Annotated in this window: 14 protein-coding genes and 1 tRNA gene; 6 read left to right on the forward strand and 9 right to left on the reverse strand. The window is 48.8% G+C overall.

The genetic code is table 11. The features are described from left to right. The first annotated feature begins 102 nt into the window (after positions 1 to 102). Positions 103 to 681: a GDP-mannose pyrophosphatase NudK gene (gene nudK / locus ACO08K_RS12830; RefSeq protein ID WP_421796798.1), complete on the forward strand. Its 579-nt coding sequence runs from the start codon at positions 103 to 105 to the stop codon at positions 679 to 681. Positions 682 to 877: 196 nt separating this feature from the next. On the opposite strand, the gene ACO08K_RS12835 is transcribed toward nudK, so the two are convergent. After that, a complete protein-coding gene (locus tag ACO08K_RS12835) occupies positions 878 to 2,368 on the reverse strand; it encodes a leucyl aminopeptidase family protein (RefSeq protein WP_421796799.1) in 1,491 nt (496 codons plus the stop codon). A gap of 179 nt (positions 2,369 to 2,547) precedes the next feature. Here ACO08K_RS12835 and ACO08K_RS12840 point away from each other — a divergent pair, with 179 nt between their 5' ends. Further along, the gene (locus ACO08K_RS12840; protein WP_421796800.1) at positions 2,548 to 3,459 is read left to right on the forward strand and encodes an ROK family protein; all 912 of its coding nucleotides are present in this window, start codon (positions 2,548 to 2,550) and stop codon (positions 3,457 to 3,459) included. 63 nt (positions 3,460 to 3,522) lie between these two features. Here the strand turns inward: ACO08K_RS12840 and ACO08K_RS12845 are convergent. Both ACO08K_RS12845 and ACO08K_RS12850 read right to left on the reverse strand, forming a co-directional pair. Further along, positions 3,523 to 3,596 (reverse strand) — tRNA-Met (locus tag ACO08K_RS12845). Positions 3,597 to 3,679: 83 nt separating this feature from the next. Next, positions 3,680 to 5,050 (reverse strand): DUF5723 family protein, encoded by a 1,371-nt coding sequence (locus ACO08K_RS12850; RefSeq protein ID WP_421796801.1) that lies wholly within the window; start codon positions 5,048 to 5,050, stop codon positions 3,680 to 3,682. A 155-nt stretch (positions 5,051 to 5,205) separates the two neighbouring features. Between ACO08K_RS12850 and ACO08K_RS12855 the strand changes: the two genes are divergently transcribed. After that, positions 5,206 to 6,198, forward strand: a complete 993-nt coding sequence (locus ACO08K_RS12855) for an NAD-dependent epimerase/dehydratase family protein (protein ID WP_421796802.1) — start codon at positions 5,206 to 5,208, stop codon at positions 6,196 to 6,198. A 51-nt stretch (positions 6,199 to 6,249) separates the two neighbouring features. On the opposite strand, the gene ACO08K_RS12860 is transcribed toward ACO08K_RS12855, so the two are convergent. Both ACO08K_RS12860 and ACO08K_RS12865 read right to left on the reverse strand, forming a co-directional pair. Next, positions 6,250 to 6,774, reverse strand: coding sequence for a helix-turn-helix domain-containing protein (locus ACO08K_RS12860; RefSeq protein WP_421796803.1), 525 nt, complete (start codon positions 6,772 to 6,774; stop codon positions 6,250 to 6,252). Positions 6,775 to 6,790: 16 nt separating this feature from the next. Then, complete coding sequence (locus ACO08K_RS12865) at positions 6,791 to 7,414, reverse strand: copper homeostasis protein CutC (protein ID WP_421796804.1); 624 nt, start codon at positions 7,412 to 7,414, stop codon at positions 6,791 to 6,793. A gap of 198 nt (positions 7,415 to 7,612) precedes the next feature. Here ACO08K_RS12865 and ACO08K_RS12870 point away from each other — a divergent pair, with 198 nt between their 5' ends. Further along, positions 7,613 to 8,839, forward strand: a complete 1,227-nt coding sequence (locus tag ACO08K_RS12870; protein ID WP_421796805.1) for an ABC transporter permease — start codon at positions 7,613 to 7,615, stop codon at positions 8,837 to 8,839. Here ACO08K_RS12870 and ACO08K_RS12875 read toward each other — a convergent pair. Genes ACO08K_RS12875 through ACO08K_RS12885 form a run of 3 tightly spaced genes read right to left on the reverse strand, consistent with a single transcriptional unit; the run spans position 8,793 to position 12,844 of the window. Continuing rightward, positions 8,793 to 10,271, reverse strand: coding sequence for an O-antigen ligase family protein (locus ACO08K_RS12875; RefSeq protein ID WP_421796806.1), 1,479 nt, complete (start codon positions 10,269 to 10,271; stop codon positions 8,793 to 8,795). The two genes, ACO08K_RS12870 and ACO08K_RS12875, sit on opposite strands and share 47 nt — an antisense overlap. Positions 10,272 to 10,281: 10 nt before the next feature. After that, the gene (locus tag ACO08K_RS12880) at positions 10,282 to 11,385 is read right to left on the reverse strand and encodes a hypothetical protein (RefSeq protein ID WP_421796807.1); all 1,104 of its coding nucleotides are present in this window, start codon (positions 11,383 to 11,385) and stop codon (positions 10,282 to 10,284) included. Between the two features lie 7 nt (positions 11,386 to 11,392). After that, positions 11,393 to 12,844, reverse strand: coding sequence for a polysaccharide biosynthesis C-terminal domain-containing protein (locus tag ACO08K_RS12885; RefSeq protein WP_421796808.1), 1,452 nt, complete (start codon positions 12,842 to 12,844; stop codon positions 11,393 to 11,395). A 186-nt stretch (positions 12,845 to 13,030) separates the two neighbouring features. On the opposite strand from ACO08K_RS12885, the gene ACO08K_RS12890 reads away from it, so the two are divergent. Together ACO08K_RS12890 and ACO08K_RS12895 are read left to right on the forward strand one after the other, a co-directional pair. Beyond that, positions 13,031 to 14,029 carry a DUF3500 domain-containing protein gene (locus tag ACO08K_RS12890; protein ID WP_421796809.1) on the forward strand — a complete coding sequence of 333 codons (999 nt, stop codon included), beginning with the start codon at positions 13,031 to 13,033 and terminating at the stop codon, positions 14,027 to 14,029. Between the two features lie 34 nt (positions 14,030 to 14,063). Continuing rightward, positions 14,064 to 14,312, forward strand: coding sequence for a VF530 family DNA-binding protein (locus ACO08K_RS12895; protein ID WP_421796810.1), 249 nt, complete (start codon positions 14,064 to 14,066; stop codon positions 14,310 to 14,312). Between the two features lie 66 nt (positions 14,313 to 14,378). On the opposite strand, the gene ACO08K_RS12900 is transcribed toward ACO08K_RS12895, so the two are convergent. After that, positions 14,379 to 15,461 carry a Gfo/Idh/MocA family protein gene (locus tag ACO08K_RS12900; protein WP_421796811.1) on the reverse strand — a complete coding sequence of 361 codons (1,083 nt, stop codon included), beginning with the start codon at positions 15,459 to 15,461 and terminating at the stop codon, positions 14,379 to 14,381. Positions 15,462 to 15,469 lie beyond the last annotated feature (8 nt).

Consider the following 15,469-nt stretch of genomic DNA (forward strand, 5'->3'; position numbering starts at 1 on the left):
GCGTTTGTATGATTCGCCGTAAAACTATTGCATAGCATTTAGCATCTTTGCATACCAAGCGTACACCTTATTTTTCACTTTTCATTTTTCACTTAAACACCCATGTCTAACGTCAACATCACTAAAACCGAAGTCCTCGCCAACAACTGGTACACCCTCCGCAAAATCACTTTTGAGTACCAAAAAAAAGACGGTACCTGGGAAACCCATAGCCGCGAAGCTTACGACCGGGGCAATGGAGCGGCCATTCTGCTGTACAACCCGGAGCACAAAACCGTCATTCTGACCCGCCAGTTTCGCATGCCCACCTACGTCAATGGCAATGCCGATGGCATGATGATTGAAGCCTGCGCAGGACTATTGGATCAAGACAACCCCGAAGATTGTATCCGCCGCGAAACAGAGGAAGAAACAGGTTACCAGGTGCGCGATGTGCGCAAGGTTTTTGAAGCCTACATGTCGCCGGGTTCCGTGACCGAAATCCTCCATTTTTTTGTGGCTGAGTACAGCCAGGACATGCAGGTGAGCGACGGCGGTGGTTTGGATCACGAACAGGAGAACATCGAGGTGATGGAGCTGCCCTTTGCGCAGGCGCTGGCAATGATCGAAAGTGGGGAGATAAAAGATGCGAAGACGATTATGTTGTTGCAGTATGTGCAGATTCAGGGGTGGCTGAGTTAGTGATAGATTACTTAAATTTCATTAATCTCAAAAATTATTCTAGACTAGGCTGAATTCATAGGCTACCCAACCTGAGGTGTCCCTTTGGTGCCTTTAGTTTCTTAGGTGGTGAAAAAACATACCATCGCACAGCTTTTTTTTCACCACCTAAGAAACTAAAGGCACGAAGATACACCTCAGTCGTTTTTAGCCTGATTTAAGTTGTGGCCTGTCCCATCAACCACTCCACCAACAATCGTACCCCAAACGCCGTAGCCGATTTATGCGGCAAAAAATCCACATCACCATAAGCTACTCCAGCAATATCAAGATGCGCCCAGGAAGGATGCTCATCCACAAACACCTCCAAAAACTTGGCCGCACTGATCGCACCCGCCGCAGGTTTGCCACTGAAATTGCGCAAGTCAGCCACGTCAGATTTGAGTTCGTCCTTGTACACATCCCAGAGTGGTAAGCGCCACAGCCGTTCGCCACTGTAAGCCCCAGCCTGAGCCAGCGATTCCGCCAATTGGTCATCATTGGCAAACAAACAAGCTGCATGGGCACCCAATACCCGGGCCGCACTCCCCGTGAGTGTAGCCAGATCAACAATGCTGTCCACTTTGTAATTCCGCACCAGGTAAGAGAGGGCATCCGCCAGAATGATCCGCCCTTCGGCATCCGTATCGGTCACTTCAATGGTACGGCCACTGTAAGAGTCGATCACGTCGCCCGGCTTGAGGGAGTCGGCGTCTACACTATTTTCGGTAACAGGGGTAATACCAATCAAATGGAAGGGTAACTCCAGGCGCGCCGCCACTTCAATCGCCCCATACACCGCTGCCGCGCCGCTCATGTCACTTTTCATGTGGTGCATATTGGCTGAGGGTTTGATGGAAATTCCACCCGTGTCGAAGGTCACTCCTTTGCCCACCAGCCCAATGGTCCGGGTTGCAGTTTGAGCTGGAGTGTATTCCATCACGATACAAACAGGCGGTGCAGCACTGCCTTGATTGACGCCCAACAGCGCATAAAATCCTTCTGCCTCCAGTTCCGCTTTTTCCAATACCCGCACGGAAAAATTCCCTCTCTGTGCTGCCGCCCGGGCAAAACTGGCCAAATGTGCAGGCTGTTTTTTGTTACCAGGGGCATTGATCAAGTCGTAAATGGCCAATTGGGCTTCGGCAATCACCTGGCCTTGCGCTACCGCTTTGGCCACCGCTTTCGCACTAACACTTGTGGGCAAATAAAACTCGATGGCTGCATCTTCCGTAGCCAAAGGGTGAATTTCAGTTGACTTACTCTTGTATTTCCCAGCATCGTAAGTGCCAAGGTACAGGCCATTGACAATGGCTTCGATGCAAACAATGTGTTGTTCAGTTGGTAAAAGGGTGGCATCAAGGTAGATGCCCAGACTTGTAGCCAGTTTGCTTTTTTGGCGTGCCGCAAACATGCGCGCGGCGCGCAATGCTTCGGCAAAATTTACCTCTCGCCCCAATCCCAACAGAAAGACTTTACAATCAGGGCCGTACAAAACCGTGGTTTCGCCCGTTTCCGCCTTAAAATCTTCCAGCGCAGCCTTGAAGTTTACGCCAATTTGTGTGCCAATTTGTTCAAGGTTTTGTATCCACTCACCTTGATTGTTGCTTACAGGGATCAATAATTGTTGTGCTCCCGCGACCCAGCCACTCTGCCAGTTTATTTTCATTTTCCCGACCGAACTTTTCCTGCTAAATGAAATTTTATCCTAAAAAATTGTCAACAAAGCCTAGCTTATTGACCAGTTTTTCAGATTGCCCGTAAAAATAAACGAAAGATGCTATTTTTAAGGGTTAAATCGGTTTTGAGCCGCATTTAGTACTATTTTCAACAAAACTATCAGTAATTATGAAGCCACTTTGGGGCATTGATCTGGGAGGCACCAAAATTGAAGGGGTGATCCTCAAGAGCAAAGAAGATCCGCAAGTATTGACTCGCCTGCGTGTTGCTACCGAACAAGAACATGGATACCATCACATCATCCAGCAAATTGGCGTGCTGATCGATTTGATGAAAAAAGAATCAGGTCTGGTGCCGGATGCTATTGGCATGGGTACACCGGGGGCTTTGGACCCGATCACGCATACCATGAAAAACAGCAATACCACCTGCATCAATGACATGCCCTTCAAACGAGACTTGGAAGCCGCGTTGAACCTGACTTTCGAGTTGGCCAACGATGCCAATTGTTTTGCAGTGGCTGAAGCCAAAATGGGGATTGTCCAGGATGTAATGCCCAATGCCCGGATGGTTTTTGGCGTCATCATGGGCAGTGGTGTTGGTGGCGGTTTGGTGATCGATGGCAAAGTGTGGAACGGCCGGCAAGGGATTGGTGGCGAATGGGGGCACAGTTTCCTGGACGAATCCGGCGGCAAATGTTACTGCGGCAATGTAGGTTGTGTGGAAACGGTTTTTTCAGGCCCGGCCCTGGAGCGTTTTTACCTGGCACAATCCGGCCAAAAACTAAAACTCAAAGAAATTCTGGAACGCCACAAAGCCAATAGTGACCCGCATGCTACGGCGACCATCGAACGTTTGTTGCACTTTTTTGGCAAAGGCATCGCCAATTTGATCAACATCCTCGATCCCGAAGTGATTGTTTTGGGCGGCGGAGTAGGCAATATTGACTTGTTGTACACCGAAGGCATTGAACGAGTGAAACAGTTCGTCTTCAACCCACGCCTGGATACGAAGATTCTGAAGCCAAAGCTCGGAGATAGCGCCGGGGTGTTTGGCGCCGCGTTTTTGATGGCGGATTAAAAAATAAAAAAAGGACATCGAAAGGGCAATTGCCTGTTTTCGATGTCCTTAGGTATTGTTTTGTAGCGTGAGGCGGGCTTGAACCGCCGACCTTGCGATTATGAATCGCACGCTCTAACCAGCTGAGCTACCACGCCAAAAAATGCTTTACTTCAAAAGCGAGTGCAAAGATAGTAGTCCTGGGGGTTTCTAGCAACCTTAGGCCCTATTTTTTTCCAGTTTATTTGAAAAAATCTTTTTCGTTGGGGAGTATTTTCTGCTCTTCTTTTTCCATTTGCCCAAAAAGTAGGTTGATCCCGATACGCCCATTGACCGTATTGCTGTTGGAACTTTGCAAGAGGGTCAGTAAGTTGTCGGTTGCAGCTACGATTTGTAAGGGGCCAATTTTCAGGCTGGTATTTACACCGACGTTGCCAAAACGTTTGTTGCGGATCACGTAGACACCACCCAGTGTGAAGCCTTTAAAAATTTGCTTTTGCAAACTCAAGGCCAGGGCCGGGAACCACTCGTCGGAAATACGTTCGCCATACGCCAGCACACCAATCGTGGTACTTTCATTCATTTTTAAATTGGCGCTCAAAAAAGAATAAGCAGGCAAACTGGTCGCATAGGCTCCATTGGTTTGACTGACTTTAAAACGTGCTTCCAAGGTATCAACGATGCTGCCGAAACTAACTGAATCGGTCCAGACATTGGGAAAAATATCCAAACCCTCAAAAGTGTACTCTCCTTTGATGGCCAATTGAGTGGCGTCCTGCTTCCAGTTGATTTGCCCCAAATCCAAGATGGAAGCGGCCAATTCAACCTTGCCGAGGCGGAGGCTGGCCCCCAGGTCCAATGCAAAGCCGGTATTATTGGTCCAGTTATTGCTCCAGTCAAAGGTAGCCACATCCAGATTGGCACTGATGTCTTGAAAGCCATTGTAGCGCAACTGGTTGCCCGCAGTGTTGAGGGCGTAGTCAGCATTGACGGTCAGTTGGTATACATCGTCGCTGGTGAAGAGGCGAAAATCGTGGTTGAGCGAAGAGATATTGCCTACGCCATTCAGCAATTTGATGCGCCCACCCAGGGTGAAGTTTTTGCCCAGTTTGTACCCCAGTCCTAAAGCAAATTCCTGATAGGCCTGAATTCCGAGGCGTGGTGCAATCTGGATTTCTTGACCAATGAACTGGGCATTTCCTTCCCAGGCCAGTTGAGCCAACTCCTTGGGGTATTTGGAATGGGCATTTTGCCGCACCTGGTGACTCAGGGAAAGGTACCAATTGCCCGTATGAAAACCGATTCCGAGGGTACCCAAATCAATGCGATCGCGGATGTAGTTTTCGGGTTCCAACAAGCTGATGGCTTTACCTACATCCACTACGGTCTGCCCTTGATCGTTTTTTTGCAATACCTCATCCAGCGTAAAACCACTTACCTCACCGTAACCATAAATATTGGGCAGTGAAATGGTAATGCGTTGCTGCGGCAATAATGCAGGGTTGCTTTGATGGGCTTGCCAGCTGCCACGGATAAAGTGAGAACCCAGGTCGAGTTGGGCCAGTAAAGGCAAAGACAGGGTAGATAAAACAAGCAGGAAAAGGAGACGCATCGGTTTTTGGGTTTTCTACACTAACGTGAATGTGGTAGCAATGTTTCTGAGGGTTAAAGATATTTGATTTGTTAAGATTTGGAACTTTTAGCTACTTACTTTGCGTTTTGCCCACATTCTTTTGCAGCGTTATGGCCAAAATCAACCCGTTCCTTATGAAAATTCTAGTCACCGGAAGTGCCGGGCATTTGGGCGAAGCCCTCGTACGTACCCTCCAACAAAGCGAACATACCGTTATTGGTCTGGATATTCTACCCTCGCCATTTACCGCTCAGGTAGGCTCAATTGTTGACCGCGATTTTGTGCGCCACTGTATGCAAGGGGTGGACATAGTTCTACATGCCGCGACCCTGCACAAACCCCATGTACTCACCCACAGTATTCAGGACTTTATCGACACCAACATCTCCGGCACCAACAACCTTTTGGAAGAAGCCATCCAGGCCGGGGTTAAAGCCTTCATCTTTACCAGCACCACCAGCACTTTTGGCGATGCCATGAAACCCCTTCCCGGTGGGCCAGCCACCTGGATTACGGAGGAAGTTACCCCCATCCCCAAAAACATTTACGGCGTGACCAAAATTGCTGCCGAAAACTTGTGCAAGCTTTTCCATCAACGCTACAAATTGCCCTGTTTGATCCTACGCACGTCCCGCTTTTTCCTGGAAGCCGACGACCAGGAAAGTACCCGCACCCAGTTCGCAGACCTCAATGCCAAGGCCAATGAATTCCTGTACCGCCGGGTTGATCTAGCAGACATTGTGGATGCACATCTGCTGGCAATGGATAAGGCAAAAGAGATTGGTTTTGGACGTTACATCATCAGTGCTACCACACCATTTGGCCCGGCAGACTTGCTGGGTTTGCAAAAAAACGCCCACGATGTGGTCAGTAGGATTTACCCGGATTTTACCGAAATCTATGCCCAGCAAAACTGGGCGATGTTCCCAAGTCTTGATCGGGTGTATGTCAATGAGCGGGCAAGGCATGATTTGGGCTGGCAACCGAAATACGATTTTCGCCATGTGCTGGATTCGATCAAGGCGGGGGTGGATTTTTTCAGTCCCCTGGCCAGGCAGGTGGGATCAAAGGTGTATCATGATAAGGCGTTTGAAACGGGGCCTTATCCGGCGGAGCAGGGGAGGTGAAAGCCATTTCTTCCGCTTAAAGCGAATTCAGTTTTGAGGACATTCTACAGCTTATTTTATAGCTATTTGAAGTTTTTTTCCCAGCCCTGCTTCAATGATTTTTTTCAACGTAAGCAATTCAATATCAGCCTTATTGTTTTCAAGCCTTGAGATGTAATGTTTACTAGTTCCGCTTTTTTGAGCCAATTCTTCTTGGGTCAATCCAGCATCCTTTCTGGCTTGTTTTACCATCAATCCAATCTCAGGGTTTTTATTCGGGTCATGAATGCTATTTTGATATAAAACCAGCGGGTCAAGGTCATAGGGATAAAAAACAGGCTGCCCTTTACTATCTTTTGAATGAATACCTACATTGGGCCAACCAATTGTTGATCCCAATACTTGAATCTGTTGAAAAGCATTGGGATCATTTAGCAACTCAAATGCTGGATCACCTGCTTCAACTTTAAATGTATCCCGAAACAATTTTTGGAAATCAATTAATCTCGATTCGCCATTGTTGAATAGGCAGGATACTTTGTATCCATTAACCTGGTTAATTTTTAAAACCCTCGGTATACTTCTTAGTCCTTTCATGATTATTTGGTGGTTCTCACACTATCAACCTCCCATGATAAGCAGTAGTTCCTATCTCTGCCGCTAACTCCCCCAAATTCTCCTTCGTAATTTTCCCCGCCGCCATCACCTTAATCCTTCCCTGACTCATCGCCACCATTTGCTGCAATACGGGTAAACCTTCCCGCGCAGTAGGTTTTCCACCAGAAGTCAGTACATAATCGATCAGGTCGTGGTGCGCCAGGAGCTGTTCAAAAGCAGCAGCCGGATCCGGCGTGTAGTCGATGCATTTGTGTACCACCACCAGCATTTCGGGTTTGGCCAGAGCGGCCAGTTTCAGGATGTTTTCCAGGTCGAGCTCGCCATTGGGTTTCAATGCTCCAAGTACTACCCCAGGAACACCTTGGGCTTTGCAATAGGCAATCTCTTTTTCCATTTGCGCCAGCTCCTCCGCAGTGTACACAAAATCGCCACCCCGGGGGCGGATCATCACATGGATGGGAATGGCCAGTTCCCGTAGAGCCTGCTGGATAAATGCTTCATCGGGAGTCAGGCCATCCAGGTCCAAACGCCCGCACAATTCAATCCGGGTGGCGCCATTCGCCTGGGCTTGCAGGGCCGCTTCCAGGGTATCTACACAAACTTCAATTTCTGCTTTCATTGAGTAAAAGGTAAGCTTAGAAAGGTGAATTCCAAAATGCCCCTAAACATAAAAAGAATGCCAGTCTAATCATTCTTTTCTTCCATCGAAAAAGCAAGCCTTTCGTCAATCAATCCACCTACTTTCAGGCTTTAGTAGTGGGGCAAAAATAAATGTTCATTTTTTTATCGCCCCCGCGACTTCAAACAACGCCGTACCATGTTCAAACAACTCCGTTTTTCCTTCTCCGAAGCCATCGAAAACATCCGCTCCAATTTTTTCCATACCTTTTTATCCATTTTGGGCATTGTGATTGGGGTGGCAGCGCTGGTCTCAATTTTGTCCCTTATCGACGGTATGGAGCAGTACGCCAAGGATCAGATCAGCAGTACCACCGACCTCAAAAACGTGATGGTCCAAACTCAAACCCACGAGGTCATCAACAACATTCGGGTAAAAAAAGACAGTTTTGGGTATTTGCAGTACCAGGACCTCGCGGAGCTTCAAAGTGAGTTGCAAGATCAGGCGAAAGCACTGTTGTTTAGCGAGCACAATGCAGCCCTGCAAAGAGTGGGTGATTCCTCTCAAGTAGCTGCTGTTGTGACCGGGATTGCGCCCGATTTACCCACTACCGAGGCATTAAAAGCAGGGCGCAAATTCGACGCTTCGGACTATAGCGATCAAGCAAAAGTGGCCATCGTTAGCACCAAATTGGCCCAACTTTTGGCCAAAAAAGGAACTGTGGATAAGCTCATCGGCCAAGAAATTCGGCATCAGCAAGTAGCCTACACCATCATCGGGGTGTTGAAGCCGGGCAAGACGCCAGCCCCCACCCTATTTGTGCCCATCAGCAGTCTTCCTGCAGGTTCCCTGGCGCAATCGCCCCCCATGTGTATCTTGGAAGTAAATGTGGTGGAGGATGTCCCCAAAATCAAAAGCGCCACTGAGGCCTGGTTGAAAAAACATTTTCCCAACAAGTATCAGGATTTCCAGGTCATGAGCAACGAATTTCGGGTGGATCAGGTAGCCAAAGGTTTTTTGCTTTTCCGCATCGTGATGGGCATGATTGTGGGCATCTCGGTATTGGTGGGCGGCATCGGCGTGATGAATGTATTGCTCATTTCGGTCACCGAACGGACCCGGGAAATTGGGGTGCGCAAAGCCCTGGGGGCAAAAAAACGCGACATCATGCGCCTCTTTTTATCCGAATCCATCACCGTATCTTTATTGGGAAGTTTGATGGGCTTGGGCTTGGGTATTTTGGGCACCAGCATTTTTATCCCCATTATCAAGGCATTGACTCAAGCGCCTTTTCAAGCTGCTTATACCTGGAATACCCTGATTGTTATTTTAGTGATCGCCCTGCTGATTGGGGTGGTTTTTGGCACTTTCCCAGCCATCAAAGCGGCGCGGTTGAATCCGGTGGATGCGATTCGGCACGAGTAGACTGGCGGCTGCGTTTATTTGCCAAGTCCTGATTGACCAGAATGGCCATACAGATGAAGAAGAAAGAACCCATTTTATCGGTTTCCACCATGTCGTTGATCAATAAAAAAGCATCCATGACCACGGTGCACAAGGAAACAGCCATGATGATACGCCGCCGGAAAAGATCGGTGCATTGGTGGTAGATTTTTTCGGCCTGAATCAAAACCATAAAGCTCAGGGCAATAAATAGAATCATCCCCAGGTAGCCTTGCTCTACCAAAGTCATCAGGAAGTAGCAATGGACACCGGAGCCCTCCGGGTTGTCGCTCACGTAAGTTTGAAAACTGGTGACGGTGTAGGATTGGTAAAAATTGACAAAATTGCCCGGCCCAAAACCCATCCAGGGGCGATCCAAACTCATTTGAAAAGCGGCCACCCAACGGTACACCCGCTCCATGGTGGAAATATCCTCCAGTTTATAGGTCGCCTCCATCAGGTTACCAAAATCCCCATGACTGATCGTTCGATTGAATTCAGGTGCAAAATCAAGGTATTTGTTGTCGTAACTGAGGTATAAAAATCCAATCAGCAAAGCCAATCCCGCTAGCCCCAAGACCGGGCGCATCAATCGCCAACGAATGACCACATATGCCCCTGCCGCCATCACAATTGCCGCATAAGCCGCCCGTGTATAGGTGAAATAAATGGCCAGCAACAAAAAACCAATGGTGCCTACCCAGGCGTACCAACGCAACGAAAAACGCTCATACGAAACTGGCGCAAACCATAAGAGTGGAAAAAACAAAGACAACAAGACCGCGTAATTCACATGATTGCGGTAAAAAGGCCAAAGCACAAAATTGATTTCGGCAAAAGAAAAACCCGATTGTGCATGCCGAATCATCGTCACCAACACCGTAAACATCAGCGGCCAAAAGACCCACCAAAACAAACGTTGGTATTGCTCCACCCGATCAATGAAGTAACCAGTCAGGCAGTAAAACACGGCGATGTACCAGGTTTTAGCCAGCAGGTATTTGACTGAAACAAACAACAATTGCGACTGAAGCGTACAAAGGAAAATCCATGCAAGGTGCAGCAAAAGCATTAGGGAAATGGGATGCAACAAAAATTGACTACTGATGCGGTGCACCCGGGACAAGACAAAGGGAATGCTCACCAAAAACAAACCAATGATCAAAGCTTCATCCGGCAAGTCGGTGCCAAAACCATTGGGTAGTACCACCTCGGTAGAAATGGGGATACAAGCCAACATCAAAAAATAGAGGGTACGAATGTCCATCGTAGCCCAATACACCACCAAAAGCGCCAGCGGCAAGCCCGCCAGGTAAATAAAATTGAGCGCCACCCCTGCCCAAATGGACAGCAGGGTGATCAGCGCCAGTCCCCAAAACAGAATTTGTGGTTCTGAACCTGATCGCAGTGCCAAAAACGTAGGATTAACGCGCATCGTTAAAGGCTTCGCCCCATTTGTTCTCCTGGTAGGCATTGAACAACAAGACTCCAAAAACCCCAATTACAAAAGCAATCGCCCCCGCGGCTACCACCAAAATTGAACGCTTCGGGCGTGATTTTACTACGGGCACTTCTGCAGTTTCTACAATCAATACACTTGGCACGTCGGCGGCAAGTGCGGTGCTCAGCATCTTGGCTTTTTCCACAGCATCGCCCAATTGGCCATTGGAGGTGTAATAACGGGTTTCCATCAGCATCAGTTCAGCTTCGCCACCCGACAAATGCGCCAGGTCTTTTTGCAAACTATCCACTTCCGATTTATAGCCCTTCATGGTCGCTTCGGTAAAGGCTACCGAGTCGCGGGGAATGCGGGGGTTGTTGCGCATGGCATCCCAGCGCCCTTTAAACCGTGAAAAGTTACCCCGTGCGATGATGTAGCGCTCGGTCAGGTCGGTAGAAACTTCGCGGGTATTGTAAATGCGGTAGCGAGCCCGCAGCCGGGATAAACTATCTGAGAGTTCTTTTAAAATCACCTCATTCGCTGCAATACCCGCTTCGTAGGAGGCGAGATTTTTGCGCTGGTTGGATTTGAGCACTTCTTGCGATAGGTAGTTGATGCGTTCCCGGGCGGCATTGGCGATTTGCGCGGCCAATTGAGGGCTCACATCTTCAAAGGTCAATTCAATCGCGTCCCGCTTGGTTTTGGTCACCTCCATCCGGGCGGAAAGTTTGTGCCGCGCCCAAACGTAAGATTTGGGGTGATCAGGATCAATGTCGTAATGCTCAAACAATTTGAAGCTGTCGATCAAATAATCCCCCAGCTCGGTAGAACTGGCAATGGTCAAAATGCGGTCGATGTCATTGGCAGTACCATAGGGTTGGCCGCCATTGGACTTCCCGTAAAGGATGTCTGGCCGCGCCAAATCCGGGCTGGCCGCCAAAAAAACCGTAGTGGCTTTGTAATAATTGGGCAACAAGAGGGAAATGCCAGCCGTGCCAATTGCTGCTAAAAAGGACAAACCCAAAATCTGTTTGCGCCACTGGTACAGGGTTTTGATCACCCCAAGTAGATTGTCTGTATGCTCCATTGAAAGACTAAGTTCTTGCCGAAAATAAAGTTAACAATTCCCGAATACTGATCAGGCGTACCACAAATGCAGTCAGGCCACAAGCCGTTAAAGCCAGTAAAAAAGCCCATAAGTGTAGCCCCGGTAGCAAATAATACCAACTCAAACTGGCGATTCCCAGAGCGGCCAGCGCCAAAGCTACAAACTTCAATACCTGCCTCCCCGTTAAACCCACCTGCAAAATTTGTTGGCACAAGTACAACTGTGCCCCAAAAATCAACAGCTGGGTGATACAATTCGCTACCGCTGCGCCCATGGCCTTGTACATAGGGATCAGCCAGAGGTTGAGCCCAATGTTGAGCAGCACACCCCAGACGTAGACCCGGTTCAGTGCCTTTAGGCTGCCTTGCGCGGTCAGCAATGAACTAAAAATGTATACTCCACTCACAGGAATAAAACTGACGATGATCCAGCCTAAAATATTGCCCGAATACGCTCCTCCGCTGGTATACAATCCTTCCATGATGGCCTGGCGAAACACGATGGTGCACACCACCAGGCTGATTGCCCCAGTCCAAATGATCTGGATGCCCAGATGGGCCAGGGGTTTTACGTCTTGCCCCGCCTTGAGCAAACGGGCGTACATGGGCATCAACAACCCGGCGAACAAATAACCGATCACATTGCTGGCCTCCAACAAACGAAAGGCCGAAGCGTAAATATTGGTTTGTTCACGCCCATCCACCAGCATGCGTTCCATCAGCGGCGCATCCACCCGGGTGTACATGTTCATCAGGATGAAAGAAAGGGCATAAGGCACCCCCGCTTTTACAATAGCCAACATGCGCAACCAGTTGAAATGGAAACGCAAAACGCCCGCATGATACCACACAATGGCAAAGGAAACCAGCGCCCCCGTGGCAAAACCCAGCAACTGCACATTGACGAACCATTGCAGGTTAAAGTTTTTTCCATCAAAATAACCCAACCAGAGCGGAACGCCCAACACCGCAATCACCACCAAACGATCCAGTACCGATACCAAACTATCAATCCAGTACAAACCCAGTCCGGCAATATTGGAACGGAAATACATCACCAGTGAATTGAGCACCTGGCAGAGGGTCATGCCCAACAAAATACCTGGATACTCTTGCAAATACCCCGTAGCCCAACCCACCAACACCAGTACCAAAGCATACACCAAAGACAAAAGCCCCTTGGTCAACAAAAAAGCCGGAAAGTACTTGGGCAACAAGTGGGGATGCTGAGCAATGTAACGGGTATTGAAATTCTGGATGCCAAAATCAGCAATGATGTTCAAAATCAGGGTGAGATTCAAAATGCTGAAATAGATGCCGTAGAGGTTTTCGGTCACCACGTTTTGCACCACGCGCTCTACCCCAAAGAGGTAAGTGGGTTTGATCACCAAGTTGATGAACAAGAGGAAAAGGAGATTGGCCAGAAATTCGCGTTTCATGCCTGCGCTGCGGGTGCTTTGATTTGCGGGGCGAAGGTAAGGGAAAGTGGGGAGAAAAAAGGATTGATTTTGGGCGCATTCTCTCCAGCTTTTTTATCCATAAGCCTACAAAAAACTTCTCCACTCAACCCCATCCCCCAAAAAATCGTAAGTTTACCCCCAACCTGCAATCCTCATCGCATGAAAATGAAATTCAGCATCCTTATCGTACTGTTCTGCTGCACAGTCACGCTTTTCGGCCAAAGCACTTTTGACCAGGCACCCTCCCTCAAAGCCGCTACGGCCTTTCTGGCGACTTTGACCCCGACCCAAAAAACGGTCGCCAACCTGGCTTTTAGCGACAGCTCCCGAACCAAATGGTCCAACCTGCCGCTGGAGCAAGTATACCGCCAGGGCATCCAGTTTAAAGACCTGGCCGATTCCCAGAAGGTAATCATCCATCAGTTGTTGCGCTGCGTATTGAGCCAGCAAGGGTATCAAAAAATGGCTTTCATCATTGAGTACGACCAGGCTATTCTGGAGCGGCTCAGCAAAGCCAAAAGCCCGATTGCCCAGCGTTATGGCAACCAAAATTACTGGTTTACTATTTTTGGCACCCCCGGCAAGGACAAGATCTGGGCCTGGAAATTTGAAGGTCACCACATTTCCCTCAACCTGACTTATTCCCCCAAAGGCATCACTTGTACCCCCATGTTTGTGGGCATCAACCCGGCCCACACTACTTCCGGGCCATATGCGGGTACCTACCTCATGTTTGAAGAAAATAACTTTGGCAATATGTTGTTCAACGACCTGAGCCCGGAGTTGCAGAAAAAAGCGCTGCTCGGCCCACACCCCATCAATGCCGATGTGATGACCCAAACGGGCAAAGAGGCCCATATGAAAGATCGGAAAGGAGTGCGCTATACCGAGATGACTCCTAAACAACAAGGTTTTGTAGAAGGCATCATCAAAGCCTGGGTCGAAAACCTGACGCCCAGCCTCGCCCAGGAGAAGTTGAAACGCGTGATGGCGAATAAAAACAACCTGGTCTTCAGTTGGCAGGGTACGTTCAATACCAATGAATTGCACTATTACTCCCTCAAAACGGACACTTTTATCATTGAGTTCAGCAATCGGGATGGTGGCATCCAGCATTATCACACCATCTGGAGGGATATTTCGGAGGATTTTTTGAGTAAATAGTCATCAATTTTAAGTCCATAAATCCTTTTGAGCTATGGCCAATCCACAACCCAACAACCCCCTGCACGGCATCACCCTGGAAAAAATCCTGCTGCACCTGGTGGAGCAATACGGCTGGGAAGAAATGGGGCGGCAAATCAACATTCGTTGCTTCAATTTCGACCCCAGCATTAAGTCCAGTTTGACCTTTTTGCGCAAGACGCCCTGGGCTCGGGAGCAGGTGGAACAATTGTACCTGAAAAGCATCAAAACTACGCCCAAATTCCTGGACGAAGACTGGTAGTTTTTGACTCAAAAATTGGAGGAGGCACCAAGTATACCTTTTGCCTCCTCCTGACAACTATCCAATCTATATCTTCACCAATTGCCCAGTTTTCACCGATTTGTAAATCGCTTCCACCACCCGGATGTCGCGCAATCCCTCTTCACCGGGTGCCAACAAATCAGTCCCAGCCATGAGAGCCGCACAATCCTCGTCCATTTGTTTGGCCTGTTGGCTTTTGATCGTAAAATTGATAATGGTGCCATCCGACATGCTGCCTCGGTTGCCATTGTAGCCGGATTGGGGCTCCATTTTAAGCCAGCCTTTTTCGTAATTCACCTGGAGGTAATTCATGTTGATGCCAAAGCTGGTTTGACAGGAAGCCCGGGCACCGCTGGGGAATTCCAGCATAAACATCATCGTTTCTTCCACCTCCTTGTAAATTTCGGGCCGGGTAGTGGATGCCTGAGCAATCACACTGATGGGCTCTTCACCCGTAGCCAGACGGGCACCTTGGAGTGCATACACCCCCATGTCGCCCATGACGCCACCACCCAGGGCTTTGCTTTGTTTCCAGTGGTTGCTGCGACCATCAAAATAACCCGCGGCGCTGGTTACCATTTTAACCTTGCCAAATTTTTGTTCTTTGGCTACTTGCATGTAGGCCTGAATGTTGGGGTCGTGCTGGCAGCGGTAGCCAATGGCCAGCTTAACCTTGTTGTCTTTGCAAGCCTTGATCATGGCTTCACAATCTGCTACAGAAGGGGCCATGGGTTTTTCACAAAATACGTGTTTGCCCGCTTTGGCCGCCCGCACTACGAATTCCCGGTGCATGGAAGGAGGGAGCACCACGTACACCACATCGATGTCCGGGTTGTTGGCGATTTGGTCAAAATTCTGGTAGTTGTAAATGTTTTTGTCCGGTATGTTGTATTTCTTTTTCCAGGTCTCCGCTTTGGAAGGAGTCCCAGTGACGATCCCCGCCAGGTAAGCTTTTTCGGTCAATTGCAAGGCTGGTGCCAGCAGGTCGGTGCTGTAATAACCCAAGCCAACCAGCGCAATTCCCAATTTTTCCTTGGGTCGTAGGGTGGCGGCAAGTAAGGAATTGGCCGAAAAAAGGGTAGCTGCCCCCGTGATGGCCGTGGTGGATAAAAAATCTCGACGTTTCATGTTTGTAT

This window comes from Haliscomenobacter sp., from assembly GCF_965225875.1.
GTDB lineage: Bacteria > Bacteroidota > Bacteroidia > Chitinophagales > Saprospiraceae > Haliscomenobacter.